Raw genomic sequence first — 25,768 nt, forward strand, 5'->3', positions numbered from 1 at the left:
CAGCGCCCTTCCGGTCAGCACTCGATGACGTTCACGGCGAGCCCGCCGCGCGAGGTCTCCTTGTACTTGATCTTCATGTCGGCCCCGGTCTCCTTCATCGTCTTGATCGCCTTGTCCAGCGAGACGTGGTGCCGCCCGTCGCCGCGCAGGGCCATCCGGGCCGCGGTGACGGCCTTGACGGACGCCATGCCGTTGCGCTCGATGCAGGGGATCTGCACCAGGCCGCCGACCGGGTCGCAGGTGAGGCCGAGGTTGTGCTCGATGCCGATCTCGGCGGCGTTCTCGACCTGCTCGGGGGAGCCGCCGAGGACCTCGGCGAGGCCGCCCGCGGCCATCGAGCAGGCGGAGCCGACCTCGCCCTGGCAGCCGACCTCGGCACCGGAGATGGAGGCGTTCTCCTTGAAGAGCATGCCGATGGCGCCGGCCGCGAGCAGGAAGCGGACGATGCCGTCCTCGTCGGCGCCCGGGATGAAGTTCAGGTAGTAGTGCAGGACGGCCGGGATGATCCCGGCGGCGCCGTTGGTCGGCGCGGTGACCACCCGGCGGCCGGAGGCGTTCTCCTCGTTGACCGCCATCGCGTAGAGGGTCACCCACTCCATCGCGTTGGCCGGGCCGATCCCCTCGGCGCGCAGCGCCCGGGCCGCCGCCGCCGCCCGGCGGCGGACCTTCAGCCCGCCCGGCAGGATGCCCTCGCGGGACATGCCGGCCCGCACGCACTCCTGCATCACGGACCAGATCTCCAGCAGGCCGGTGCGGATCTCCTCCTCGCTGCGCCAGGCCTTCTCGTTCTCCAGCATCAGGCCGGAGATGGACAGGCCGGTCTCCCGGGTGAGCCGCAGCAGCTCCTCGCCGGTGCGGAAGGGGTAGCGCAGCACGGTGTCGTCGGGCTTGACCCGGTCCGCGCCGATCGCGTCCTCGTCCACCACGAAGCCGCCGCCGACGGAGTAGTAGGTCTTCTCCAGCAGGGTCGAGCCGTCCGCCGCGTACGCCCACAGGGTCATCCCGTTGGCGTGGTACGGCAGCGAGCGGCGGCGGTGCAGGACCAGCTGGGTGTCCGGGTCGAAGTCGACGACGTGCTCGCCGAGCAGGCTGATCCGCTTCTCGGCGAGGATCCGCTCGACGTCCTTGTCCGCCTGGTCGACGTCGACGGTGCGGGGCGAGGCGTCCTCCAGGCCCAGCAGGACGGCCTTCGGGGTGCCGTGGCCGTGGCCGGTCGCGCCGAGCGAGCCGTACAGCTCGGCCCGTACGCCCGTCACCCGGTCCAGCAGGCCCTCCGAGCGCAGCCGGCGGGCGAACATCCGGGCGGCGCGCATCGGGCCCACGGTGTGGGAGCTCGACGGGCCGATGCCGATGGAGAAGAGGTCGAAGACGCTGATGGCCACGGGGGACGTCCTTGTCTGGTCTCGTGGAAGGACTTGCAGGCAGGGGAGGCTGACACGGGACGGGGCACCGCACGCACTCGTCCAGTGTGCGCGGTGCCCCGGGGTCCCAGGTACGTCGGCGGGGTGAGACGGGTCACCCCGGCCGGGCCGGACTACTCCTGGTTGGCCAGGTTGGGGTACAGCGGGTACTTCTCGGCCAGGGCGGTGACCCGGGCCTTCAGCGCGGCGGCGACGGTCTCGTCGAAGGCGGGCTTCAGCGCCTCGGCGATGATGTCGGCGACCTCGCGGAAGTCCTCGGCCCGGAAGCCGCGGGTGGCCAGGGCCGGGGTGCCGATGCGCAGGCCCGAGGTGACCATCGGCGGGCGCGGGTCGTTCGGGACGGCGTTGCGGTTGACGGTGATGCCGACCTCGTGCAGCCGGTCCTCGGCCTGCTGGCCGTCCAGCCGGCTGTCGCGCAGGTCGACCAGGACCAGGTGGACGTCGGTGCCGCCGGAGAGCACGGTGGCGCCGGCCTCGGCCACGTCGGCCTGGAGCAGGCGCTCGGCGAGGATGCGGGCGCCCTCCAGGGTGCGCTGCTGGCGCTCCTTGAACTCCTCCGACGCCGCGACCTTGAAGGCGACCGCCTTGCCGGCGATCACGTGCTCCAGCGGGCCGCCCTGCTGGCCGGGGAAGACCGCGGAGTTGATCTTCTTGGCGTACTCGGCCCTGGACAGGATGACGCCGCCGCGCGGGCCGCCCAGGGTCTTGTGGGTGGTGGTGGTGACCACGTCCGCGTAGGGCACCGGGTTCGGGTGCAGCCCGGCGGCCACCAGGCCGGCGAAGTGCGCCATGTCCACCATGAGCAGCGCGCCGACCTCGTCGGCGATCCGGCGGAACGCGGCGAAGTCCAGCTGGCGCGGGTAGGCGGACCAGCCGGCGATGATCAGCTTCGGCTGGTGCTCCTTGGCGAGGCGCTCGACCTCGGCCATGTCGACCTGGCCGGTCTTCTCGTCCACGCGGTACGCGGCCACGTTGTAGAGCTTGCCGGAGAAGTTGATCTTCATGCCGTGGGTCAGGTGGCCGCCGTGGGCCAGGCTCAGGCCCAGGATGGTGTCGCCCGGCTGGATGAGCGCGAACATCGCGGCGGCGTTGGCCTGCGCGCCGGAGTGCGGCTGGACGTTGGCGTGCTCGGCGCCGAACAGGGCCTTGATGCGGTCGATCGCGATCTGCTCGACCACGTCGACGTGCTCGCAGCCGCCGTAGTAGCGGCGGCCGGGGTAGCCCTCGGCGTACTTGTTGGTGAGCACCGAGCCCTGGGCCTCCATGACCGCCACCGGGGCGAAGTTCTCGGAGGCGATCATCTCCAGGGTGGTCTGCTGGCGGTGCAGCTCGGCGTCGACCGCGGCGGCGATCTCCGGGTCGAGGGCGTGCAGGGACTGGTTGAGAACCGTCATGGTGTGGTCTTCCCGGGAGGAGGAGGGAAAGGGGCCGGCGGCGGGACGGACCGCGCTGCCGCGGCCCGTCCCGTCGGGGTGGCTCAGCCCTGGGGGTTGATGAGCGCGTCGTACTGGTCGGCGCTGAGCAGCTCGTCGGTGGCCTCGACGCGCACCTTGAACAGCCAGGCGCTGCCGAACGGGTCCGCGTTCACCGAGGCCGGGTCGTCCACGACGTCCTGGTTGATCTCGGTGACCTCGCCGGTCACGGGGGAGAACAGGTCGCTGACCGACTTGGTGGACTCCAGCTCGCCACAGGTCTCGCCGGCGGTGACGGTGTCGCCGACGGCGGGCAGCTGCACGTAGACGATGTCACCGAGGGCGGTGGCGGCGTGCTCCGTGATGCCGACCGTGGAGACACCGTCCTCGGCGGCCGTCAGCCACTCGTGCTCCTTGGTGTACTGCAGGTGCTGGGGGTTGCTCATGGCGTCATTCTCCAGGATGGGAAGCGGGTACGACGAAGCGGGCCGCCGCTCGGACGGCTTCGACCTGCGTCTATGGGAAATCCGGGGTCCGGCGGACGGCCGGCGGGCGCGTTCGCGGACCGGTCAGCGGGCGCGCTTGTAGAAGGGCAGCGCCACGACCTCGACGGGCTCGTGCCGGCCGCGCACGTCCACCGCGACGGTGGTGCCGGGGGCGGCGTGGGCGGCGTCGACGTAGGCCATCGCGATCGGGCGGCCGAGCGTCGGGGACGGCGCGCCGGAGGTGATCCGGCCGATCGGCTCGCCCTCGGTGGTGACCACGGCGTACTCGGCGCGCGGCACCCGCTTGCCGTCGGAGACCAGGCCGACCAGCACCTTCGGCGGGTTGGCCCCGGCCGCCTCGGCGGCCCGCTCCAGGGCCTTGCGGCCGACGAAGGCGCCGTCGTTGGTGGTCTTGTCGAAGCGCACGACCCGGCCCAGCCCGGCGTCGAACGGGGTGAGGTCGGTGGACAGCTCGTGCCCGTACAGCGGCATGCCGGCCTCCAGGCGCAGCGTGTCGCGGCAGGACAGGCCGCACGGGACGAGGCCGTGGCCCTCGCCGGCGGCGGTCAGCGCCTGCCAGACCGGCTCGGCGTCGGCCGGGGCGCAGAAGATCTCGAAGCCGTCCTCGCCGGTGTAGCCGGTGCGGGCGAGCAGCACCGAGCGGCCGGCCACCTGCGCCGGGAGGATCGCGTAGTACTTCAGCCCGGGCAGGTCGGCGTCGGTGGTCTTCGCCAGGATGCCGGTGGCCTCCGGGCCTTGGACGGCGATCAGCGCGTAGGTGTCGCGGTCGTCGGTGACGACGGCGTCGAAGCCCTTGGCGCGGGCGATCAGCTCGTCGAGGACCAGCTGGGCGTTGGAGGCGTTGGCGACGACCAGGAAGGAGTCCTCGCGCAGGCGGTAGACGATCAGGTCGTCCAGGATGCCGCCGTCCTCGGCGCAGATCATGGTGTAGCGGGCGCGCAGCACGCCCAGCGCGGAGACGAAGCCGACCAGCGCGTGGTCCAGCATCTCGCCGGCCTGCGGGCCGGTGACGGTGATCTCGCCCATGTGCGAGAGGTCGAACAGGCCGGCCCTGGTGCGGACGGCGAGGTGCTCCTCGCGCTCGCTGCCGTAGCGCAGCGGCATGTCCCAGCCGGCGAAGTCGGTCATGGTCGCGCCGAGGGCGCGGTGCAGCGCGTCGAGCGCGGTCAGGCGGAGGGACGACATGGCCAGGAACTCCTCGGTCGGGGCACTCAGGGGTGCACGCGCCGGACCGGGCCCGCTGGCGGGCCGACCCTGCGCGCGGGCATGCGGCGGCGTGGGTCTCCCCATCTGTCGTCGAACCTGAGAGCTTCACCGTCCGCCGCCCGCAGCCGTTTCCAGCTTGGGGGACAGCATGACGGCTTGCACCGTGGGTGGGCGCACGACAGGGCCGGGCGCCGCTTTCCAGATGTGCCTAACCCGTGCGGTAGGGGGGCCTGAGAGATTCCGGGGAGGACTTGCTCCTTCGGCGCCGGCCGTGCCTGGGGGCACTCCGGGCTCTCCCGCGCGGGTTCGAGCGGCCGGTATGGAGTTGTGGGGCCCGCGGCGCATGCCGTCGGACGGGCACATCATGGCACGTCCCGGACGGAGAGGGGAGGGGGGACCCGGTCACACCCGGCGGACCCGAACACGAGTCCCGTCCCGGCCCCCGCGCGCCTCTAGACTGCTGCGCGTCGGCGCAGCAGTGGGCGGCCGAACGGCAGAGGGCGGAATCGGCGGCGCATGGAGTACCCGGTGGAGCAGCAGCAGGGGTGGGGCGGACCGGACGGGGCGCCGGCGGGCGGCTCCTGGCCGGCCAACGAACTGGAGCAGGTGCTGACCGCCGCCCTGGGCGACCCGGGCGCGACGCCGCGGGTGATCGAGGTGCTGGCGCGCAGCCGGGTGTGGGTGCCGCTGCCGGCCGGGGCCGACCCGCAGGGGGAGGCGCTGGACCTGCCGACCGTCGAGCTGGGCGGCGACCCGTACGTGCCGGTGTTCTCCTCGCAGGAGGTGTTCCTCCAGCAGGCGCCGGGGATGGCCTTCGCGATCGCGCCGGTGTGGGAGTTCGCCCGGGGGCTGCCGCTGGGCGTGGGCATCGCGGTGAACCCGGAGGCCGCGGTGGGCCTGCCGGTGCCGCCGCAGGGCGTCGCCGAGCTGCGCCGCGGCCCGCGCGAGGACCGCTGGGAGGGCGCCGGCGACGCCGCGGAGCCGACCGGCGGGCGGGTGGCGCTGCGCGAGCCGGTGCCGGGCGAGGACCCGGAGCACTTCCTGGCCGCCTGCCGCAGCGAGCTGGCGGCCCTGCCCGGGGTGCTGACCGCCCGCCGGGCGCTGGCCAGCATCGAGGGCGAGCCGACCGTGATGTTCGTGGGCGTCCAGTTGGACCCGGCGGCGCCCGCCGACCCGGCCGCGGTGAACGGCGCACTCGGCCGAGCGCTGGGAACCGCGCCGCTGCCCGGGGGCGTCCACCTCGTACTGCTCGACCTCGCCGACGACCCGGTGGTCGAGTGGCTGCTCACCCGGGTACTGCCTTTCTACACGCGGGCGTGAGCGGGGTCCGGATCACAGGCACGCCGCCGTGGCGGGTGGCCGGTGCCGCGCCATAGGGTGCGTGCAGACGGCCGACGGGTCGGCGGGTTGAGGGAAAGAGGCGCGGCGAGGTGGGCGCATGAGTGCGGGAACGGGAGCGGGCGGCGTACCGGGGGCCTGGGGCCAGGCCCCGGCCGCCGGGCGCCCGGGAGCTGATCCCGGCGCGTTGGAGCGCGCCCTGCGCGATGTCGCGCCGGAGCGCTACGACGCGTACGAGCGGCTGCTGCACGCGCTGGCGGACGGCCGGGTCTGGATGCTGCTGTGGCACGGCACGCCGGGCAGCCCGGACGCCCAGTACGGGAACATGGAGATCAGCGGCCACGGCTACGCACCGGCCGTCACCTCGCCCGAACAGCTGACCGCCTCCGGCTGGGCGCGGGCCCACGAGGTCATCTCCGGCCGGGAGATCGCGGCCTCGCTGTACCGCACCCGCTGGGGCCTGTGGCTCAACCCGCACGCGCCCGGCGGCGGCGTCGGGGTGCCCTGGGCGGACCTGCGCAGGGTCGCCGCGGGCCTGGACCGGCTGCCGGCCGGGCCGTTGAAGCTGAGCGAGCCGCAGCTGAACGCCCAGCCGTTCTTCGCGCTGCTGGAGCGGCAGGCCGGCGAGGTGCGCGCGGTACGGGCGCTGCGCCGGGCCTGGGTGCAGCCCGCGGTGGGGGAGTCGTACCTGGCCATCGGCCTTGACCTGTACGAGAGTTCGCCGCCGGCGGTGGAGGCGGTGCGGGCGCTGATGCAGCGCGCGATCGCGGTGGCCCCGGAGGGGCTGGCGGTCTCCACGGTGGCGATGTCGGACGAGTACGACCCGGTGGCGCTGTGGATGCGCGCCAACGCGCGGCCGTTCTTCGACCGGGAGGCGGGCCGCCCGCCGACCGGCCCGTACCCGCCGGTGCCCCCGCCGCCGTACCCCGGGCCGTCGGTGCCGGGCTACGCCTACGGCACCCAGCCGCCCGCGCAGGGCTGGCAGCAGCAGCCGCAGCGGCCGTGGCCCGGGTACCCCGGGCACTGAATCCCAAAACCCATTCCGCGAAGCCGACTTGATCGTCCGTCAAGTCGGCTTCGATGCTTTCCGGACGAATTCCCCGGCGTGTGCTCAGATCATCTTGACATGGCAGTTACAGCTGTGTGAAGAGGTATATGCCGAAGATCGGGGAGGTGCATGCGCGCAGATCACAGTTGGGCATCTGTCGCTTGGCAGGGCTGGCGCAAGCCAGTTCGGATGGCAGAGAGTTCTGCGCAACGCACCGCGCGTACTGGAGCCCCACAAAGGTGAGCGCGCACGCCGACAGTCCCGTCCACGCGACGCCCATCCCGCGTGGTGGCAGTGCCTGTGCACGACGCACTGCCGTCAACACCCGCTCCTCCTAAGCACCTCCGCACGTCCGCAGCCGCACCGCCGAAGCCGGCGACCGGCACCCGTGGGCCGGCCACCGTCGGCGAGGGGACCAACTGACCATGACCGCAACCGTGACCACCGCCGGGAACGAGCCCGAGGCACCCGCCGCCGCGAGCCCGGCCAAGAAGATCGAGGGCCGCTCCCTCGGCCAGATCGCCTGGACCCGTTTCAAGCGGGACAAGGCCGCCGTCGCCGGCGGCGTCGTGGTGATCCTGCTGATCCTGCTCGCCGTGCTGGCCAAGCCGATCGAGTCGGTGTTCGGGCTGGATCCGGACGCCCTCCACCAGGACCTGCTGGACGCCGACCTCGGCGGTCTGCCGTTCGGCGACTGGGGCGGCATGAGCTGGGAGCACCCGCTCGGCATCGACCCGGCGCAGGGCCGCGACCTGCTCACCCGCGTCATCGAGGGCTCCTGGGTCTCCCTGCTGGTCGCCTTCGGCGCAACCCTGCTGTCCAACACCATCGGCACCGTGCTGGGCATCATGGCCGGCTACTACGGCGGCTGGGTGGACACCGTGATCAGCCGGGTGATGGACGTCTTCCTGGCCTTCCCGCTGCTGCTCTTCGCCATCGCGATCTCGACCTCGCTCCAGGGCGGGGCCTTCGGCCTGCACGGCCTGCCGCTGCACATGCTGGTGCTGATCTTCGTGATCGGCTTCTTCAACTGGCCCTACATGGGCCGGATCGTGCGCGGACAGACCCTCTCGCTGCGCGAGCGGGAGTTCGTCCACGCCGCCCGCAGCCTCGGTGCGCGAGGCCCGTTCATCCTGTTCAAGGAGCTGCTGCCCAACCTGGTCGGTCCGATCCTGGTCTACTCGACCCTGCTGATCCCGACCAACATCCTCTTCGAGGCCGGGCTGAGCTTCCTCGGCGTCGGCATCCAGCCGCCCCAGGCCTCCTGGGGCGGGATGCTCCAGGACGCGATCCGGTACTACCAGGTGGACCCCCAGTACATGGTGGTCCCCGGTCTGGCGATCTTCATCACCGTGCTCGCCTTCAACCTGCTCGGCGACGGGCTGCGCGACGCCCTCGATCCCAAGAGCAACTGACCCTCCGCCGCGTGACCGCACGTCAGCGCGGCGCGACGCCAGGTCCTCTCCACCGCCTCCACATCCTCAAGGGGTTGATCTCACCCATGCGTAGGTCCCGTACCGTCGCCCTGACCGCGGCGGCCGCCGCCGCGGTCCTGGTCGTCACCGGCTGCACCAGTTCGTCGAAGGGCGGCTCGTCCTCGTCGTCGTCCGCCGGCTCCGCCGAGGGCGGCTCCGGCGCCAACGCCGCCACCAAGAGCGTCGTCAACGCCTCGGACAAGAAGGGCGGGACGGTGACCTTCGAGATGAGGGGCACCCCGGACTCGCTCGACCCGGGCAACACGTACTACGCGTACATCTACAACTTCGCGCGCCTGTACGCCCGTTCGCTGACCACCTTCAACCCGGCGCCGGGCGAGGAGGGCAACAAGCTCGTCCCCGACCTCGCCGAGTCGATGGGCCAGCCGAGCGCGGACGGCCTGACCTGGACGTACAAGCTGCGCAAGGGCCTGAAGTACGACGACGGCAGTGCGATCACCTCGAAGGACGTCAAGTACGCCGTCGAGCGCTCGAACTACGCGCTGGAGGTGAACTCCAACGGCCCGGTGTACTTCCACGACCTGCTGGTGGACAACGCCACGCCGTACGCCGGCCCGTACAAGGACAAGGAGGGCGGCCTCGACTCGATCGAGACGCCCGACGACACCACGGTCGTCTTCCACCTGAAGCACCCCTTCGCCGACTTCGACTACCTGGTCAGCGCCCCGCAGACCGCGCCCGTCCCGCAGGCCAAGGACACCGGCTCGGACTACGTGAAGAAGATCGTGTCCTCCGGCTCCTACAAGTTCGAGTCCTACGAGGACGGCAAGCAGGCCGTCCTGGTCCCGAACCCCAACTGGGACGCGAGCACCGACCCGATCCGCAAGCAGCTCGCGGACAAGATCGTGCTCAGGATGAACATCGACCAGGCCACCATCGACAAGGACCTGCTGGCTGGCAACGCCCAGGTCGACCTGGTCGGCGGCGGCGTCGACCCGCAGACCCAGGCGCAGATCCTGCAGAACCCCAAGCTGAAGGCCAACACCGACAACGCCTACGGCGGCCGGCTGGTCTACCTGGCGATCAACTCCAAGCTGGCGCCGTTCGACAACGTCGAGTGCCGCAAGGCCGTGCAGTACGCCGTCGACAAGGTCTCGGTGCAGACCGCGCTCGGCGGCCCGATCCGCGGCCAGATCGCCAACACCGTCCTGCCGCCGGACATCCCGGGCCACCAGGACTTCAACCTGTACGAGACCAAGGACGGCAAGGGCGACGAGGCCAAGGCCAAGGAGGCGCTGAAGGCCTGCGGCAAGGAGGGCGGCATCAACACCGTCCTGTCCGCCCGCACCGAGCGCGCCACCGAGATCGCCGCGGCCACCTCGATCCAGGCCGCGCTGAAGAAGGTCGGCATCAACGCCGAGATCCAGCAGTACCCGCAGGGCAAGTACCTGACCGACAGCGCCGGTTCGCCGCAGTTCGCCGCGGAGCACAACATCGGCCTGATGATGATGCAGTGGGGCGCCGACTGGCCGACCGGCTACGGCTTCCTCCAGCAGATCGTCGACGGCCGCACCATCAAGCCGTCCGGCAACAACAACCTGGCCCAGCTGGACGACCCCGCGGTCAACAAGCTGGTCGACGACGCCGCCGTCAACCCCGACAAGGCGGGCCGCGACAAGATCTACGGGCAGATCGACAAGAAGGTCATGGAGCAGGCGGTCTACGTGCCGCTGACGTACTTCAAGGTCTTCCTGTACCGCCCGGACAACGCCACCAACATGGTCTCCACGTCGGCGTTCTCGGGTGAGTACGACTACCTGAACATCGGCACCACCAAGTAAGAGCCTGGCTCCGCATCCCTGAAGGCAGGTGAAGGCAGCGGCGCCCGCCGCCGTCCGGAAGACCCCGGACGGCGGCGGCCGCCGGAGCCGCCCAACTGTGTTTGCCTACATCATCCGCAGGATCATCGCGGCGGCGATTTTGCTGCTGGTCGTCAGCGCGGTCACCTTCGCGATCTTCTTCCTGCTCCCGCGCCTCGCGGGCGAGACGGCCGACCAACTGGCCGCCCAGTACATCGGGAAGAACCCGTCGCCCGAGGCGATCGCGGCCGTCAAGCAGAACCTCGGCCTCGACCAGCCGCTGTACAGCCAGTACGGGAAGTTCCTCAAGGGGCTGGTCAGCGGCGCCGAGTACAACTTCGGACCGGAACCGGCCACCTGCCACGTGCCCTGCTTCGGCTACTCCTTCAAGAACCACCTGGAGGTCTGGCCCGAGCTGACCAAGCGGATCCCGATCACCATCTCGCTGGCCGCCGGCGCGGCGGTGCTCTGGCTGGTCTCCGGCGTCGCCACCGGCGTCGTCTCCGCGCTCAAGCCGCGGTCGATCTTCGACCGGCTCTCCATGGGCGTGGCGCTGGCCGGCGTCTCGCTGCCGGTCTTCTTCACCGGCGCGCTGCTGCTCACGCTGTTCAGCTACGAGTGGCCGATCCTGGACAACCCGCAGTACGTCGACTTCACCGAGGACCCGCTGATGTGGGCCCGCAACCTGATCCTGCCCTGGATCTCGCTGGCCTTCCTCTACTCCGCGCTGTACGCCCGGCTCACCCGCGCCGGGATGCTGGAGACCATGAGCGAGGACTACATCCGCACCGCCCGGGCCAAGGGCCTGGCCGAGCGCAAGGTCGTCGCCCGGCACGGGCTGCGCGCCGCGCTCACCCCGATCGTCACGATCTTCGGCATGGACCTCGGGCTGCTGCTCGGCGGCGCGATGATCACCGAGCAGGTCTTCTCGCTCCAGGGCGTCGGCCACTTCGCCGTCCAGGCGATCTCCGACAACGACCTGCCCAAGATCCTCGGCGTCACCCTGCTGGCCGCCTTCTTCATCGTCGTCTGCAACCTCGTGGTCGACCTCCTGTACGCCCTCGTCGACCCCCGGGTGAGGATCTCGTGACCGACCTCCAGAAGACCCCGGCGGACGCCGCCCCGGCCCCCACCGGCGACCCGTTCCTGTCCGTGCGCGACCTGCGGATCCACTTCGACACCGACGACGGCCTGGTCCGCTCGGTGGACGGGGTCAGCTTCGACCTGCACAAGGGCCGCACCCTCGGCATCGTCGGCGAGTCCGGCTCCGGCAAGTCCGTCACCTCGCTGGGCATCATGGGCCTGCACCGCTCCAAGCGGGCCCGGATCACCGGCGAGATCCGGCTGAACGGCGAGGACCTGATCGCGGCCGGCCCGGACCGGGTGCGCCAACTGCGCGGCCGCGAACTGGCGATGATCTTCCAGGACCCGCTGACCGCGATGCACCCCTACTACACGGTGGGGCAGCAGATCGTCGAGGCGTACCGGGTGCACCACCCCCAGGCCGGCCGGAAGCAGGCCCGGGCCCGCGCGGTCGAGATGCTCGACCGGGTCGGCATCCCGCAGCCGGACCGCCGGGTGGACGACTACCCGCACCAGTTCTCCGGCGGCATGCGCCAGCGCGCCATGATCGCCATGGCGCTGGTCAACGACCCCTCCCTGCTGATCGCCGACGAGCCCACCACCGCCCTGGACGTCACCGTCCAGGCGCAGATCCTGGACCTCATCCGCGACCTCCAGGAGGAGTTCGGCTCCGCGGTCATCATCATCACCCACGACCTCGGGGTGGTCGCCGAGCTGGCCGACGACATCCTGGTCATGTACGGCGGCAAGTGCGTCGAGCGCGGCCCCGCCGAGACCCTCTTCGACGCGCCCGAACACCCCTACACCTGGGGGCTGCTGGGCTCGATGCCGCGGCTGGACCGGGAGCTCCAGGACCGGCTGGTGCCGGTCAGGGGCACCCCGCCCAGCCTGATCAACGTGCCGTCCGGCTGCGCCTTCCACCCGCGCTGCCCGTATGCCGACCGGACCGGCGGGCGCTCCGCGGGCGAGGTCCCGGTGCTGGCCGAGGCCGCGCCCGGGCACTTCGCGGCCTGCCACCTGCCGGCCGACGAACGGCACCGCGTCTTCGCCGAAGAGATCGCGCCCCGGCTGTGAGCCCGGCCTCGTACCACCTTTCTGGAGAGAACCGATGACGGACACTCAGGCGGCACCGCGCGCACAGGGCGAAGGCGCGTCGCCGGCACCCGCCCCCGACCGCGAGCCGCTGCTGAAGGTGGCCGGCCTGACCCGGCACTTCCCGATCCGCGGCGGGCTGCTGCGCCGCCAGACCGGCGCCGTGCGGGCCGTCGACGGCATCGACTTCACCGTCAACGCCGGCGAGACCCTGGGCGTCGTGGGCGAGTCCGGCTGCGGCAAGTCGACCATGGGCCGACTGGTCACCCGGCTCGACGAACCGACCGGCGGGACGATCGAGTTCGAGGGCACCGACATCACCCACCTGGGCGTCGGGGCGATGCGACCGCTGCGCCGCGACATCCAGATGATCTTCCAGGACCCGTACTCCTCGCTGAACCCCCGGCACACCGTCGGCACCATCGTCGGCGCGCCGTTCAGGCTCCAGGACGCGGTGCCGGAGGGCGGCCTCAAGAAGGCCGTCCAGGACCTGCTCGAACTGTGCGGGCTCAGCCCCGAGCACTACAACCGCTACCCGCACGAGTTCTCCGGCGGCCAGCGCCAGCGCATCGGGATCGCCCGGGCGCTCGCGCTCAAGCCAAAGATGGTCGTCGCGGACGAGCCGGTCTCCGCGCTGGACGTCTCGATCCAGGCGCAGGTCGTCAACCTGCTGGACGACCTCCAGCGGGAGCTCGGGCTGACCTACCTGATCATCGCGCACGACCTCTCGGTGGTCCGGCACGTCTCGGACCGGGTCGCGGTGATGTACCTCGGCAAGATCGTCGAGATCGCCGACCGCGACGCGCTCTACCGCAGCCCGATGCACCCGTACACCACCGCGCTGATGTCCGCGGTGCCCGTCCCGGACCCGCGCCGCCGCCAGCGGGCCGGCCGCGAGCGCATCCTGCTCAAGGGCGACGTCCCCTCGCCGATCAACCCGCCCAGCGGCTGCCGCTTCCGCACCCGCTGCTGGAAGGCGCAGGACGTCTGCGCGAGCCAGGAGCCGCCGCTGGTCGCGCTCGCGACCGGGCACCAGGTGGCCTGCCACTTCCCGGAGAACGAGCCCGGGGGCGCGAAGGCCTGAGCCGCGCCGAGCCGGGAGACCGCCCGCCCCGGGCCCGCCGGGGCGGGCGGCCTCCTCGTGCCCGTGCCGCCGCCTCCGCTCAGCGGGCCAGCAGGTCCCGCAGGGCCGCCGCGACCTCGTCGGGCGCCTCCTCGGCCATGAAGTGCCCGGCGCGGGTCAGCCGGTGGTCCAGGTCGGGAGCCCAGGCCCGCCACACCGCGGCGGCGTCGTAGCCCAGCTGGGCGCCCCAGTCCTGCTGGACGACCGTCACGGGCATGGCCAGCTGCGACCCGGCGTCCAGGTCCGCCTGGTCGTGCAGGACGTCGATGCCGGCCGAGGCCCGGTAGTCCGCGACGATCGACGGCACCGCCGCGGCGCTCGCCCGCAGGTACTCGGCCCGCACGTCCCCGGGCAGGGCGGCCGGGTCGCCGGCCCAGGCGTCGAGGAACGAGCCGAAGAAGGCGTCCGCGCTGTTCGCGATCATCGTCTCCGGCAGGCCCGGCGGCTGCGCCATCAGGAACAGGTGGTAGCCGACCGCCGCCGAGGTGCCGTGCAGGACGTTCCACATGTCGAGCGTCGGCACCACGTCGAGGATGCCCAGGTGCGTGACGGCCTCGGGGTGGTCCAGCCCCGCCCTGAAGGCGACCAGGGCGCCCCGGTCGTGGCCGACGAGGGCGAAGCGCTCGTGGCCGAGCGCCGCCGCCAGGGCGACGACGTCGGCGGCCATGGTGCGCTTGGCGTACACCTCGGGGCCGGTGGCCGCGGGCTTGTCGCTGGCACCGTAACCGCGCAGGTCGGGGCAGATCACCGTGTGCCGGTCGGCGAGCCGCTCGGCGACGTGCCGCCACATCAGGTGGGTCTGCGGAAAGCCGTGCAACAGCACGACCGGGCTGCCGCTGCCGCCGACGGCGGCGGCCAGCTCCACACCGTCCGCACCGGGCAGGCGGAGGTGATCGAAGCCGGGAATGGTGAGTGTCATGGGGGGACCAACTTCCGGTCGGGGACTCGACCCGACCAGTCTGGGCGGGGCCGATCAGCAACCGATCAGTGCCGTTGGGCGCAGCCGGCCCCCGGCGCGGAGGATGGGGGCATGCGAATCGACGTGCTCGGCGCGGTGCGGGCCCTCGGCGACGACGGCAGCCCGGTGGACCTGGGGGGACCCCGCCATCGCGAGGTGCTCGCCCGGCTCGTCGCCGCCGGGGGACGGATGGTCACCACCGACACCCTCGTCGACGACCTGTGGACCGACCCGCCGGCCCGCGCCGTGGGCGCCCTGCGGACGTTCGTCGCCGCGCTGCGCCGCGCCCTCGAACCCGGCCGGCCGCCCCGCGACCCGCCGCGCGTCATCGTCACCGAGGGCCCCGGCTACGCGCTGCGCCTGCCGCGCGAGGACGTGGACGTCCACCGGTTCGAGGACACCCTGGCCCGGGCCCGGCGCGACCCCGGGGCGGTGACCGACCTCGGGGCGGCACTCGGGGCCTGGCGCGGCCCCGCCTACGCCGACGTCACCGGCTCCGCGTGGGCGCAGCGCGAGCGGACCCGACTGGAGGAGCTGAGGCTGGACGGGGTGGAACTGCGTGCCCGCATCCTGCTCGACTCCGGGGAAGGGGCCGACCTCGTCGCCGACCTCGACGCCCACGTCGGCGAGCACCCGTGGCGCGAGCCGGCCTGGGAGCTGCTGGCCCGCGCGCTGTACCGGGCGGGCCGCCGGGCCGACGCGCTGGCCGCGCTGCGCCGCGCCCGCGCGATGCTCGTCGACCAGCTCGGACTCGATCCCAGCGCCGACCTCCGGCGCCTGGAGACGGACATCCTCAACGGCGCCGTGCCCGACGAAGGCGCACCCGCGGCGTGGCCCGGCCGCGGTGTCCGGCTCGGCCCGCGCACCACCGTGGACCTCGCCCGCACCCTCGCGCTGGCGGGCGGCGACGCCCTCGTGCGCTCCCGGCGCGACCGCCTCGCCGCCATCCGGGCGGCGGAACGCACCGGAGACCTCGCGCTGACCGCCCGGATCATCGCCGCCTACGACGTGCCCGCCCTCTGGAGCCGGGCCGACGACCCCGAGCAGTCCCGCGCCGTCGTCGCGGCCGCCGAGCGCACGCTCACCGGGCTCGGCCCGGAGGGCCCCGCCGACCTGCGTGCCCGCCTGCTGGCCACGGTCGCCGTCGAGAGCCGCAGCGCCGACCTGTCCGCGACCGAGCGGGAGCGCGCGCGGGAAGCGGCCCGCCAGGCCGAGGCGCTGGCCCGCGGCCTGGCCGATCCCGCCCTGCTGGCGTTCGCCCTCAACGGGGTGCTGCTCCAGACCTTCACCCGCCCCGGCCTCGCGGCGGAACGGGACAGCACCGGCGCGCGGATCCTCGACCTGGCCACCCGGCACGAGCTGCCGAACTTCGCCGTACTCGGCCGGCTCGTCCGCCTGCAGTGCGCCTCGGCCCTCGGCGACCTCGACGCCGCCGCGGCGCACGCCGAGGCCGCCGAACGGCTCGCCGCCGTCACCGAGGCCCCGCTCGTCCCCGTCCTCACCGGATGGTTCCGGGCCCGGGCCGCGGCCGCCCGCAGCACCGAACCCGGCGGACCGAGCGCCGCGACGGCCGCGGCGCTCTACCGCGCCGCCGAGGACGCCCTGCGGACGGCCGGGATGCCGGGGCTGCACCGGGGCCTGTTCCCGCTCGCCCTGCTGGGGCTGCGCCTGCTGCACGACCGGCCCGCCCCCACCGACCCGCACCTCGACTGGGGCCCGTACCGGCCCTGGGCGCGGCCGCTGGTGCTGCTCGCCCAGGACCGGGTCGAGGAGGCCCGCACCGCGCTGGCCGCGGTGCCCGACCCGCCGCACGACCACCTCCAGGAGGCCCTGTGGTGCCTGACCGCCCGCGCCGCCGTACGCCTCGGCGAGCGCGGCCCCGCCGCACGCTCGGCGGCCGCCCTGCGCGAGGCCAGGGCGGAACACGCCGGCGCCGCCAGCGGGATGCTGACGCTCGGGCCGGTGGCGCGGTACCTGGCGGAGGCGGAGGCCTGCGCCGGCTGAGCGCCGGTGAACCGCGGGCCCGGGCCCGTTCGCCCGACGACCCGGTGCCTCCTCAGGCGCCGGCGGCGGCCTCCGGCGCGCGCGGGGCCGGGGCGGCCGCGGCGAGCGGCTGCGGGCCGGGCGCCGGGAAGCGGCGGTCCAGCGCCCGGACCACCCGGCGGCCCAGGTGCTGGAAGGGGATCTCGACCAGCCGGTACGAGAGGTACGCGAGCACCACCAGTGCCGCCAGGTAGCCGAGGGTGAGCGCGGCCTGGCCCTTCAGCCCGACGATCGGCGGCAGGCTCCGGAGCTTCCAGCCGAGGACGTACATCAGCGGGCCGTGCAGCAGGTACACCGAGAAGCTGATCGTGCCGAGCCCGCTGAGCCAGCGCGGGAACCGGCGGCGGCGCAGCAGCATGGCGGCCGCGAACAGGGCCCAGGCCGCCAGGTAGGCGAGCGAGAAGGCCTGCCAGGACGGGGTCCAGGTGTGCCACAGCGCGGTGTCGCGGTTGTACAGGTAGCCGACCGTGACGCCGGTGACGAGCACGAAGGCGCAGCAGAGCAGGGCGGGGAGCCGGTCGAGGGCGCCGTGCTCCCACCGGTACAGCACGGTGCCGGCGAACATCGTCGCGAAGACCAGCATGGTCTCGAAGCCGGTCGACCGGTTGTTCACCGTGATCAGGACCAGCCCCAGGCCGCCGAGCAGCAGCGCGCCCCAACGCGTCAGGTCCGGGCGGGCGGTGGCGATGCAGGCCATCGCCGTCAGCACCACGATCCCGGCCGCGGCCACCAGGTGCCGGGTGGCCGGCAGGTCCACCGAGAGGCCGCCGATCGGCAGCCAGGTGCCGAGCACCAGGGCGACGGCCGCGAAGCCGACCGCGATCGGCGCGCTGTGCCGGTGCCAGCCCCGCACGAAGAGGGCACAGACGAAGTAGTAGAAGACCATCTCGTAGGTGAGCGACCACATCACCCCGAGCGCGCTGGGCACCCCCAGCAGGTCCTGGAGCAGCAGGCCGTTGGCGGCGAACGACAGCCCCGGGTGCTCGAAGGAGAAGGCCTGGACGACCTGGTCGCCGCGGGGCAGCACCAGCAGGCTCGCCGCGACCGCGACGGCCACCGCCGGGTAGATGCGGAACAGCCGGCCGGTCCAGAACGCCCGGACGTCGCCGCGCCGTTCCAGCGAGGCCGGGATGATGTACCCGCTGACCAGGAAGAACAGCATCACGCCGAAGAAGCCGAGGTCCAGGTGGTGCGCGAGGCGGCCCGCGTGGGGGATCTTGTCGAGCAGCCCGAAGTGGTGCATGGCGACGGCGAGGGCGGCGATGCCGCGCAGCGCGTCGAGCCAGCCCAGCCGCGCGGCGGCGGGGGAGTGCGGCGGCTTCGACGGCGTCGGCGGGGTCGACCGCGGCGACCGCAGCGACCGGGGCTTCACGAGCTTCACAGCCGGAGGCTAGCGGACCGAGGACGTTCACCGGGGCGCAGGACGCATCGGGTACACATGGACGGTGACATCCCAGCTCTTCCCGTCCGATGTGCAGCAGTCGCTGGACCTCGTCGGCATCTTCGTCTTCGCCCTCTCCGGGGGCCTGCTCGCCGTCCGCAAGAACATGGACATCTTCGGCATCGGCGTGCTGGCCGAGGCCACCGCACTGGGCGGCGGGGTGATCCGCGACCTGGTGATCGGCGCGACGCCGGTCGCCGCGTTCACCAACCTCGGCTACTTCGTGACCCCGCTGGCCGCCGCGCTGGTGGTCTTCTTCCTGCACCCGGAGGTCGAGCGGATCAACCGGGCGGTGCAGACCCTGGACGCGCTCGGGCTCGGGCTGTTCTGCGTGACCGGCACCGCCAAGGCGCACGACTTCGGGCTCGGCGCCGTCTCGGCGATCGCCCTCGGCATGGTGACCGCGGCCGGCGGCGGCGTGATCCGTGACGTGCTGGCCGGGGAGATCCCCTCGCTGCTGCGCTGGGACCGGGAGATCTACGCCGTCCCTGCCCTGGTCGGGGCCACCGTCGTCGCCCTGCTGATCGCCGCCGACAGCCTCACCGGCCTGACCGGCACCGCCGCCGCGCTCACCGCCTTCGGGCTGCGGATGCTCGCCCTGCGGTACGGCTGGCGTGCCCCCCGCGCCTGGCACCGCAACGGTTCTCGCACCAGCGAGGAGTAGGCGAGCCGCCGTACGCGAGCGAGATCGCCTCGGCCGTGCAGAGCAGTTCCGGCACCATCCGGGCCAGTTCGGCCGGCGGCACCTCGCTCGCCGGGGCGCTCAGCGCGCAGGCCGCGACCGTCCGCCCGCCGCTGCCCGCGACCGGCGCGGCCACGCAGGTCACCGGCTCCCGGTGCTCGCGGGACTCGGCCGCCCAGCCCCGGCGGCGCACCGCCGCCAGCTCCGGCTCCTCGCGCAGGCCGCCCGCGGACAGCCCGGCCAGCAGCACCCGGCCCACCGCCGTCCCCTCGACCGGGGCCCGGCGCCCGAGCCGGGACGGCTCGGTGCCCGGCAGCCCGGCCACCTCGTCCAGGTAGAGCACCTCGCCGTCGTGCAGCACGGCGAGCCGCACGGTGTAGCCGCAGCGGGCGTTGAGGGCGGCGAGGAAGGGCGCGGCGACCTGCCGGACGTCGAAGTCCTCCAGCGCGCGGTGGGCCAGCGACAGCACCCGGCCGCCGAGCCGGTAGCGCAGGTCGGGCTGGCGGCGGGCGAAGCCGTGCTCCTCCAGGGTGCGCAGCAGCCGCAGGGCGGTGGACTTGTGCACTCCGAGGCTGCTGGCGGCCTGCTCCAGCGAGAGCGGCGCGTCGCCGAGTGCGTCGAGCAGGGTCAGCGCGCGGTCGACCGACTGCGACATGGCGTTTCCCGTGGATCCGGCTGACTGGTGGCGTCAGGCTAACCGCTGGGTGGCTCAGTGGTACAAACCAGTGCCGGACGCGGCCGTCCGTCCCTGGTGCGCCGGGGGCGGCGCGGGCGGCCGGCGGTTGGCCGGATCGGTGCCATCGACCCGTGGGCCCGGAGGGCCGCGCGGTACCGCACTCTACAATCGGATGGTTATGCCATACCTGGACCATGCGGCGACCACGCCGATGCTGCCCGAGGCGATCGCCGCGATGACGGCGCACCTGGGGGTGGTCGGCAACGCCTCGGCCCTGCACACGGCCGGCCGCCGGGCCCGCCGGGTGGTCGAGGAGTCCCGGGAGTCGCTGGCCGAGTCGTTGGGCGCGCGCCCCAGCGAGATCGTCCTCACCGGCGGCGGCACCGAGTCCGACAACCTGGCGGTCAAGGGCCTCTACTGGGCCCGCCGGGACGCCGACCCGGCCCGCACCCGGGTGCTGTGCAGCCCGGTCGAGCACCACGCGGTGCTGGACGCGGTGCACTGGCTCTCCGAGCACGAGGGCGCCGAGGTCGAGTACCTGCCGGTGGACGGGTACGGCCGGGTGCACCCGGAGGCGCTGCGCTCGGCGGTCGAACGCGATCCGGCCTCGGTGGCGCTGGTCACCGTGATGTGGGCCAACAACGAGGTGGGCACCGTCCAGCCGGTGCGCGAACTGACCGCCGTGGCCGCCGAGTACGGCATCCCGGTGCATGCCGACGCGGTGCAGGCGCTCGGCCAGGTCCCGGTCTCCTTCGCGGAGTCCGGGCTCACCGCGCTCACCGTCACCGGGCACAAGATCGGCGGCCCGTTCGGCATCGGCGCGCTGCTGCTCTCCCGGGGCGCCACGCCCGTACCGCTGCTGCACGGCGGCGGGCAGGAGCGCGACGTGCGCTCCGGCACCCTGGACGCCCCCGGGTCGGCGGGCTTCGCGGCCGCCGCGGCGCTCGCCGTCGAGCGGCGGGCCGAGCACGCCGTCACGCTGGGCGCGCTGCGGGACGAACTGGTGGCCTCGGTGCTGGCCGCCGTGCCGGACGCCGTCCTCAACGGCGACCCGTCGCCCGGGGGCCGGCTGCCCGCCAACGCCCACTTCTCCTTCCCCGGCTGCGAGGGCGACGCCCTGCTGATGCTGCTGGACGCCCAGGGCATCGAGTGCTCGACCGGCTCCGCCTGCTCCGCCGGGGTGCCGCAGCCCAGCCACGTGCTGCTCGCGATGGGCGTGGACCCGCTGCTGGCGCGCGCCTCGCTGCGGTTCTCGCTCGGGCACACCTCGGTGCGGGAGGACGTGACGGCGCTCGCGCAGGCCATCGGGCCGGCGGTGCAGCGGGCGCGCAACGCGGGGCTGGCCTCCGTCCGGCGCTGATCTCGGCGCCGGGAACAGGCGGGCCACCCCGTACCCTTGTTGCCATCATGACTGACTTCCCGGGTGCCCCGACCACTCCGTCCACCGGCCGGCTGCGCGTGCTCGCGGCGATGTCCGGCGGAGTCGACTCCGCCGTCGCCGCCGCCCGCGCGGTGGAAGCGGGCCACGAGGTGACCGGCGTCCACTTGGCGCTGTCCGGCAACCCGCAGTCCTTCCGGACCGGCGCGCGCGGCTGCTGCACCATCGAGGACTCCCGGGACGCCTGGCGCGCGGCCGACGTGATCGGCATCCCCTTCTACGTCTGGGACCTCGCCGAGCGCTTCCGCGAGGACGTCATCGACGACTTCGTCGCCGAGTACGCGGCCGGGCGCACGCCCAACCCCTGCCTGCGCTGCAACGAGAAGATCAAGTTCGCGGCGCTGCTGGACAAGGCGGTCGCGCTCGGCTTCGACGCCGTCTGCACCGGCCACTACGCCCGGATCGTCGACCTGCCGGACGGCTCGCGCGAGCTGCACCGGGCCGTGGACGGCGCCAAGGACCAGTCGTACGTGCTCGGCGTGCTCGACGCCGACCAGCTCGCCCACTCGCTCTTCCCGCTCGGCGACACCACCAAGGAGGAGATCCGGGCCGAGGCCGAGCGCCGCGGCCTGGCCGTCGCCAGGAAGCCGGACAGCCACGACATCTGCTTCATCGCCGACGGCGACACCCAGGGCTTCCTGGCCAAGCACCTCGGCACCGCGACCGGCGACATCCTCGACGTCGACGGCACCAAGCTCGGCGAGCACGACGGCGCGTACGGCTTCACCATCGGCCAGCGCAAGGGCCTGCGGATCGGCCGCCCGGCGGCCGACGGCAAGCCGCGCTACGTGCTGGACATCTCCCCGGTCGACAACACCGTCACCGTCGGCCCGGTCGAGGGACTCGACGTCACCGGGTTGACCGCCATCCGCCCCCGCTGGTGCGGCACCGAGCCGCCGGCGGGCGGGCGCTACACCGCCCAGCTGCGCGCCCACGGCGAGGAGGTGCCGGTGAGCGCCTCGGTGGTGGACGGCGAGCTGAGGGTCCGGCTCGACACCCCGGTGCGCGGCATCGCCCCCGGCCAGGCCGTGGTCCTCTACGACGGGACGAGGGTCGTCGGCTCCGCCACCATCGCCACCACCGAGCGCCCGGCCGTCACCGCCTGAGCGGCGTGATAGACCAGACGCCATCATGAATATCTCTGTCTTCTGCTCCGCGTACTCGCTCGACGACCGCTACTCCGCCCCGGCCGCGGAGTTCGCCCGACTCCTGGGGGAGGGCGGGCACACCCTGGTGTGGGGCGGCTCGAACGCCGGGCTGATGGGACTGCTGGCCGACGAGGTGAAGGCGGCGGGCGGCAGGCTCGTCGGCGTGATGGTGGAGATGCTGCGGCACAAGGCGTACGTCGGCGCCGACGAGCTGCTGTGGACGCCCGACCTCGCCGAACGCAAGCGGGAGCTGGTCTCGCGGGCGGACGCGATCGTGGTGCTGGTCGGCGGGCTGGGCACCCTGGACGAGGTCACCGAGGTCCTGGAGCTCAGGAAGCACGGGATGTTCGACAAGCCGGTGGTCGTCCTGGACACCGAGGGCTTCTACGCGGGCCTGCGCACCCAGCTGGAGCGGATGGCCGCCGAGGGCTTCCTGCCCCGCCCGCTCACCGAGCTGATCACCTTCGCGGACACGCCCGCCGAGGCCTTCGCGCAGCTCAAGGCCTGAGAGGATCGGGACCATGGCTGCACATCTGATCACCGGCGCGGGCTCCGGCATCGGCGCCGTCCTGGCCGAGAAGCTCGCCGAGCGCGGGGACGAACTCTGGCTGCTGGCCCGCGACGCCCGTCGGGCCGCCGAACTGCGCGAGCGCTTCCCCGGGGCGAAGACCCTCGTCGGGGACCTCGGCGACCCGGGCAAGCTGTCCTGGGCCTTCGGGCACCAGCAGCTGCCCGTCGAGCTGGACTCCCTGCTGCACGTCGCGGGGGTCGTCGAGCTCGGTCCGGTCGGCGACCTGACCCCCAAGGCCTGGCAGGAGACGCTCAACGTCAACCTCGTCGCCCCCGCCGAGCTGACCCGCCTGCTGCTGCCGTCCCTGCGGCTCGTCAAGGGCCACGTGCTCTTCGTGAACTCCGGCGCCGGCCTCAACGCCCACGCCGAGTGGTCCGCGTACGCGGCCAGCAAGCACGGCCTCAAGGCGCTCGCGGACGCGCTGCGCGCCGAGGAGCACCCCCACGGCGTCCGGGTCACCTCCGTCTACCCCGGCCGCACCGCCACCGCGATGCAGGTCAAGGTGCACCGGCAGGAGGGCAGGGAGTACGACGCGGACCGCTGGATCGAGCCCGGGTCCGTGGCCAGGGCCATCCTCGCCGCCCTCGACGCCTCGCGCGACGCGGAGATCACCGACATCACCGTCCGCCCCGGGCGGTAGCGCCCGTACGGGGAGCCGGCCCGGCCGGCCTCCCGTACGCGGCGGAGCCCCTGACGGCCCCGCCGCCGAGCCGCGCGCTCGGCGGCGGGGCCGTCCGTGCTTCCCCGGTGGCCTGCGGAATTGTCGTTGGCGCGGCCCCTGCGGTTGTGGAATGATCCGCTCCGCCCTCCAGTCGATCAAGGATGACCAGGCGAGGGCAGAAAGCGTCATTCGCGCTTCAAGTCGCCCAGGAGGGCTCCCATTTCCAGATTCCGTACGGCCCTCGCCGCCGGTGTGACGCTGCTCGGAGCGGTCGGTCTGCCGGCCGTCTCCGCGGGCACCGCGGCCGCGGCGGGCGGCACGCTCTACGTCGACAACGCGGCGGGTGCGCACTGCACCGACAGCGGAACCGGTGCCCAGGCGGCGCCGTACTGCACCATCGGTGCGGCGGCGGCCGCCGTCCAGCCGGGCCAGACGGTGGACATCGCCGACGGCGAGTACACCGAGGACCTGACCGTCACCGCGTCGGGCACGGCCGGGGCGCCGATCACCTTCCGGGCCAAGCGGAACGACTACAGCCCGGGCGGCGGCGCTCGGATCGGCAGCTGGGGCAAGCCGGCCGGCACCTTCACGGTCAGGGGCGCCCAGCACGTCCGCTTCGAGAACCTGACCGTCATGCCCGCCTTCCAGACGCCGGCGGTGGTGGTCGACGGCGCCCGTGACGTGGTGTTCGACAACACCTCCGTCCTCGACGGCACCGGCGTGCGGGTCACCGGCCGGTCGGACGGCGTGACGTTCGGGCGCGGCAGCATCGGCGGGCGGGGGCCGACGATCACCGTCGACGGCGGCTCCACCGGCACCGTGCTGACCACCAACGTGCTGCAGCCCAACTCCGGCTACGACATGACCGGCATCCTGGTGCAGGACGCGCCGAACACCGTCGTGGTGAGCAACACGCTGGCCACCAGCTGCTTCGCGGGGATCGTGCTGGACGGCGCCTCGACCGGAGCGGTGGTCGAGAACAACGTGGTGAACACGGCGGCCTCCTTCGAGAAGCCCTGCGGAGCCAAGGCCGCCGGCGCCACCGGCATCACCGTCGGGGCGGCCGCCGCCGCGGGCACCAGGGCCGACTACAACGTGGTCGACTCGCGCAGCGGCGGCGCCGCCTACAGCTGGGCCGGTACGACGTACGGCACCCAGCAGGCGTTCACCGCCGCCACCGGCCAGGGCGCGCACGACTTCGTCGCCCCGTCGTGGGTCCGGAAGGGCCCGGACGCCCTGCCGGACGTCACCATCGACTCGGCGGACGAGAACGCCCCCGGGATGCTGCCGTCCGACCGCGGGGGCTGGGCCCCGGTGGACGACGTGACGGTGCCCAACACCGGGACGGGCCGCGGCACCCGCGACCGCGGCGCCAACGAGAACCTCGACGTGGGCAGCGCCTTCACCCCGGCCGGGCCGACGCGGCTGCTGGACACCCGGGCCCCGATCGGCGTCCCGGCGGCGCAGGCCGTGCCCGCCTGGGGCACCGTCGACCTGCCGGTCACCGGCGTCGCCGGCGTCCCGGCCGAGGGCGTGACGGCGGTGACCCTGAACGTCACGGTGACGGAGCCGGGCGCCGACGGCCACCTGACCGTCTACCCGCACGGGGACGAGGCGCCGAACTCGTCGAACCTGAACTGGGTGGCGGGGCGGACGATCCCGAACCTGGTGACGGTGCCGGTGAAGGACGGCAGGGTGTCCTTCTACAACGCCTCCGGCGGCACCGTGCACCTGATCGCCGACCTCGCGGGCTACTACGGCACCCAGGGCTCGCTGTTCCACGCCCAGGGGCCGACGCGGCTGCTGGACACCCGGGCGCCGATCGGCGCCCCGGCGGCGCAGGCCGTGCCCGCCTGGGGCACCGTCGACCTGCCGGTCGCCGGGGTCGCCGGCGTCCCGGCCGCCGGTGTCACCGCCGTGACGATGAACGTGACGGTCACCGACCCGGAGCAGGACGGCCACCTGACCGTCTACCCGCACGGCGGCAAGGCACCGGACGCCTCCAACCTCAACTGGACGGCCGGGCGGACGATCCCGAACCTGGTGACGGTGCCGGTGAAGGACGGCAGGGTGTCCTTCTACAACGCCTCCGGCGGCACCGTGCACCTGATCGCGGACCTCGCGGGCTACTACAGCGCCGACGGCAGGACCAGCTACCGCCCGGCCGGGCCGTACCGGCTCCTCGACACCCGCCAGGACGCCCACTGGGACTCGGAGGCCCGCCCCGCGGGCACCGTCCCGGCCTGGGGCACGGTGGAGATCCCGGTCGGCGAGATCCCGAACGTCACGGCGCTGACCCTGAACGTGACGGTCACCGAGCCGGGCACCGACGGCCACCTGACCGTCTACCCGCACGGCGACCCGGCGCCCAACGCCTCGAACCTGAACTTCCTGCCCGGGGAGACCATCGCCAACCAGGTGGTCGTGCCGGTCAAGGACGGCAGGGTCTCGTTCTTCAACGCGAGCGGCGCGCCGGTGCACCTGATCGTCGACCTGTTCGGCTATCAGGCGTACTGACCGGCTCCGTACGAACGGCCCCCGGCACCGAGCCCGCGCTCGGCACCGGGGGCCGTTCGGCGTCCGGCCCGGAGGTCTGCGGAAACTCCTTGGCGGGGGCTCCGGGGCC

At 73.3% G+C, this 25,768-nt stretch carries 21 protein-coding genes and 1 riboswitch; of the genes, 14 read left to right on the plus strand and 7 right to left on the minus strand.

Annotated features, from left to right (window positions below; all coding sequences use genetic code 11):
- Positions 1-14: 14 nt before the first annotated feature.
- The 4 genes from ACH5AR_RS22090 to gcvT form a co-directional block, all read right to left on the minus strand.
- Positions 15-1,382 carry an L-serine ammonia-lyase gene (locus ACH5AR_RS22090; protein ID WP_396303158.1) on the minus strand — a complete coding sequence of 456 codons (1,368 nt, stop codon included), beginning with the start codon at positions 1,380-1,382 and terminating at the stop codon, positions 15-17.
- 152 nt (positions 1,383-1,534) lie between these two features.
- Positions 1,535-2,815 (minus strand): serine hydroxymethyltransferase, encoded by a 1,281-nt coding sequence (gene glyA, locus ACH5AR_RS22095; protein WP_396303159.1) that lies wholly within the window; start codon positions 2,813-2,815, stop codon positions 1,535-1,537.
- A gap of 83 nt (positions 2,816-2,898) precedes the next feature.
- Complete coding sequence (gene gcvH, locus ACH5AR_RS22100) at positions 2,899-3,279, minus strand: glycine cleavage system protein GcvH (protein ID WP_396303160.1); 381 nt, start codon at positions 3,277-3,279, stop codon at positions 2,899-2,901.
- A 123-nt stretch (positions 3,280-3,402) separates the two neighbouring features.
- Entirely contained in the window at positions 3,403-4,524 is a 1,122-nt protein-coding gene (gene gcvT / locus ACH5AR_RS22105) for a glycine cleavage system aminomethyltransferase GcvT (RefSeq protein WP_396303161.1), read from the minus strand.
- Between the two features lie 229 nt (positions 4,525-4,753).
- Positions 4,754-4,854: riboswitch (glycine riboswitch) on the minus strand.
- Between the two features lie 207 nt (positions 4,855-5,061).
- Between gcvT and ACH5AR_RS22110 the strand changes: the two genes are divergently transcribed.
- The 7 genes from ACH5AR_RS22110 (at position 5,062) to ACH5AR_RS22140 (ending at position 13,485) form a co-directional block, all read left to right on the plus strand.
- Positions 5,062-5,865, plus strand: coding sequence for an enhanced serine sensitivity protein SseB C-terminal domain-containing protein (locus ACH5AR_RS22110; protein ID WP_396303162.1), 804 nt, complete (start codon positions 5,062-5,064; stop codon positions 5,863-5,865).
- A gap of 118 nt (positions 5,866-5,983) precedes the next feature.
- Positions 5,984-6,910, plus strand: coding sequence for an enhanced serine sensitivity protein SseB C-terminal domain-containing protein (locus ACH5AR_RS22115; RefSeq protein WP_396303163.1), 927 nt, complete (start codon positions 5,984-5,986; stop codon positions 6,908-6,910).
- A gap of 446 nt (positions 6,911-7,356) precedes the next feature.
- Positions 7,357-8,346, plus strand: coding sequence for an ABC transporter permease (locus ACH5AR_RS22120; RefSeq protein WP_396303164.1), 990 nt, complete (start codon positions 7,357-7,359; stop codon positions 8,344-8,346).
- Between the two features lie 86 nt (positions 8,347-8,432).
- Positions 8,433-10,208 carry an ABC transporter substrate-binding protein gene (locus ACH5AR_RS22125; RefSeq protein WP_396303165.1) on the plus strand — a complete coding sequence of 592 codons (1,776 nt, stop codon included), beginning with the start codon at positions 8,433-8,435 and terminating at the stop codon, positions 10,206-10,208.
- Positions 10,209-10,305: 97 nt separating this feature from the next.
- On the plus strand, positions 10,306-11,316 hold the full coding sequence (locus tag ACH5AR_RS22130) for an ABC transporter permease (protein ID WP_396303166.1): 1,011 nt from the start codon (positions 10,306-10,308) through the stop codon (positions 11,314-11,316).
- Complete coding sequence (locus tag ACH5AR_RS22135) at positions 11,313-12,383, plus strand: ABC transporter ATP-binding protein (RefSeq protein ID WP_396303167.1); 1,071 nt, start codon at positions 11,313-11,315, stop codon at positions 12,381-12,383. The genes ACH5AR_RS22130 and ACH5AR_RS22135 overlap by 4 nt, the downstream gene beginning before the upstream one ends.
- A gap of 34 nt (positions 12,384-12,417) precedes the next feature.
- Complete coding sequence (locus tag ACH5AR_RS22140) at positions 12,418-13,485, plus strand: ABC transporter ATP-binding protein (RefSeq protein ID WP_396303168.1); 1,068 nt, start codon at positions 12,418-12,420, stop codon at positions 13,483-13,485.
- A gap of 79 nt (positions 13,486-13,564) precedes the next feature.
- On the opposite strand, the gene ACH5AR_RS22145 is transcribed toward ACH5AR_RS22140, so the two are convergent.
- A complete protein-coding gene (locus tag ACH5AR_RS22145; RefSeq protein WP_396303169.1) occupies positions 13,565-14,443 on the minus strand; it encodes an alpha/beta fold hydrolase in 879 nt (292 codons plus the stop codon).
- A gap of 111 nt (positions 14,444-14,554) precedes the next feature.
- On the opposite strand from ACH5AR_RS22145, the gene ACH5AR_RS22150 reads away from it, so the two are divergent.
- Complete coding sequence (locus tag ACH5AR_RS22150) at positions 14,555-16,486, plus strand: BTAD domain-containing putative transcriptional regulator (protein WP_396303170.1); 1,932 nt, start codon at positions 14,555-14,557, stop codon at positions 16,484-16,486.
- Between the two features lie 52 nt (positions 16,487-16,538).
- Here ACH5AR_RS22150 and ACH5AR_RS22155 read toward each other — a convergent pair whose 3' ends face one another.
- Entirely contained in the window at positions 16,539-17,906 is a 1,368-nt protein-coding gene (locus ACH5AR_RS22155) for an acyltransferase family protein (RefSeq protein ID WP_396303171.1), read from the minus strand.
- A gap of 64 nt (positions 17,907-17,970) precedes the next feature.
- On the opposite strand from ACH5AR_RS22155, the gene ACH5AR_RS22160 reads away from it, so the two are divergent.
- The gene (locus ACH5AR_RS22160; RefSeq protein WP_396303172.1) at positions 17,971-18,630 is read left to right on the plus strand and encodes a trimeric intracellular cation channel family protein; all 660 of its coding nucleotides are present in this window, start codon (positions 17,971-17,973) and stop codon (positions 18,628-18,630) included.
- Here the strand turns inward: ACH5AR_RS22160 and ACH5AR_RS22165 are convergent.
- Positions 18,536-19,303 (minus strand): IclR family transcriptional regulator, encoded by a 768-nt coding sequence (locus tag ACH5AR_RS22165; protein ID WP_396303173.1) that lies wholly within the window; start codon positions 19,301-19,303, stop codon positions 18,536-18,538. The genes ACH5AR_RS22160 and ACH5AR_RS22165 overlap by 95 nt on opposite strands.
- 199 nt (positions 19,304-19,502) lie before the next feature.
- Between ACH5AR_RS22165 and ACH5AR_RS22170 the strand changes: the two genes are divergently transcribed.
- The 5 genes from ACH5AR_RS22170 (at position 19,503) to ACH5AR_RS22190 (ending at position 25,659) form a co-directional block, all read left to right on the plus strand.
- Positions 19,503-20,684, plus strand: a complete 1,182-nt coding sequence (locus tag ACH5AR_RS22170) for a cysteine desulfurase family protein (RefSeq protein WP_396303174.1) — start codon at positions 19,503-19,505, stop codon at positions 20,682-20,684.
- Positions 20,685-20,731: 47 nt separating this feature from the next.
- Positions 20,732-21,868 (plus strand): tRNA 2-thiouridine(34) synthase MnmA, encoded by a 1,137-nt coding sequence (gene mnmA / locus ACH5AR_RS22175; RefSeq protein WP_396303175.1) that lies wholly within the window; start codon positions 20,732-20,734, stop codon positions 21,866-21,868.
- Positions 21,869-21,893: 25 nt separating this feature from the next.
- Complete coding sequence (locus ACH5AR_RS22180) at positions 21,894-22,418, plus strand: TIGR00730 family Rossman fold protein (protein ID WP_396303176.1); 525 nt, start codon at positions 21,894-21,896, stop codon at positions 22,416-22,418.
- Between the two features lie 13 nt (positions 22,419-22,431).
- Positions 22,432-23,121 carry an SDR family oxidoreductase gene (locus ACH5AR_RS22185; RefSeq protein ID WP_396303177.1) on the plus strand — a complete coding sequence of 230 codons (690 nt, stop codon included), beginning with the start codon at positions 22,432-22,434 and terminating at the stop codon, positions 23,119-23,121.
- Positions 23,122-23,394: 273 nt separating this feature from the next.
- Positions 23,395-25,659, plus strand: coding sequence for a right-handed parallel beta-helix repeat-containing protein (locus ACH5AR_RS22190; RefSeq protein ID WP_396303178.1), 2,265 nt, complete (start codon positions 23,395-23,397; stop codon positions 25,657-25,659).
- Positions 25,660-25,768 lie beyond the last annotated feature (109 nt).

The organism is Kitasatospora sp. NPDC018619 (assembly GCF_044391605.1).
Lineage (GTDB): Bacteria > Actinomycetota > Actinomycetes > Streptomycetales > Streptomycetaceae > Kitasatospora.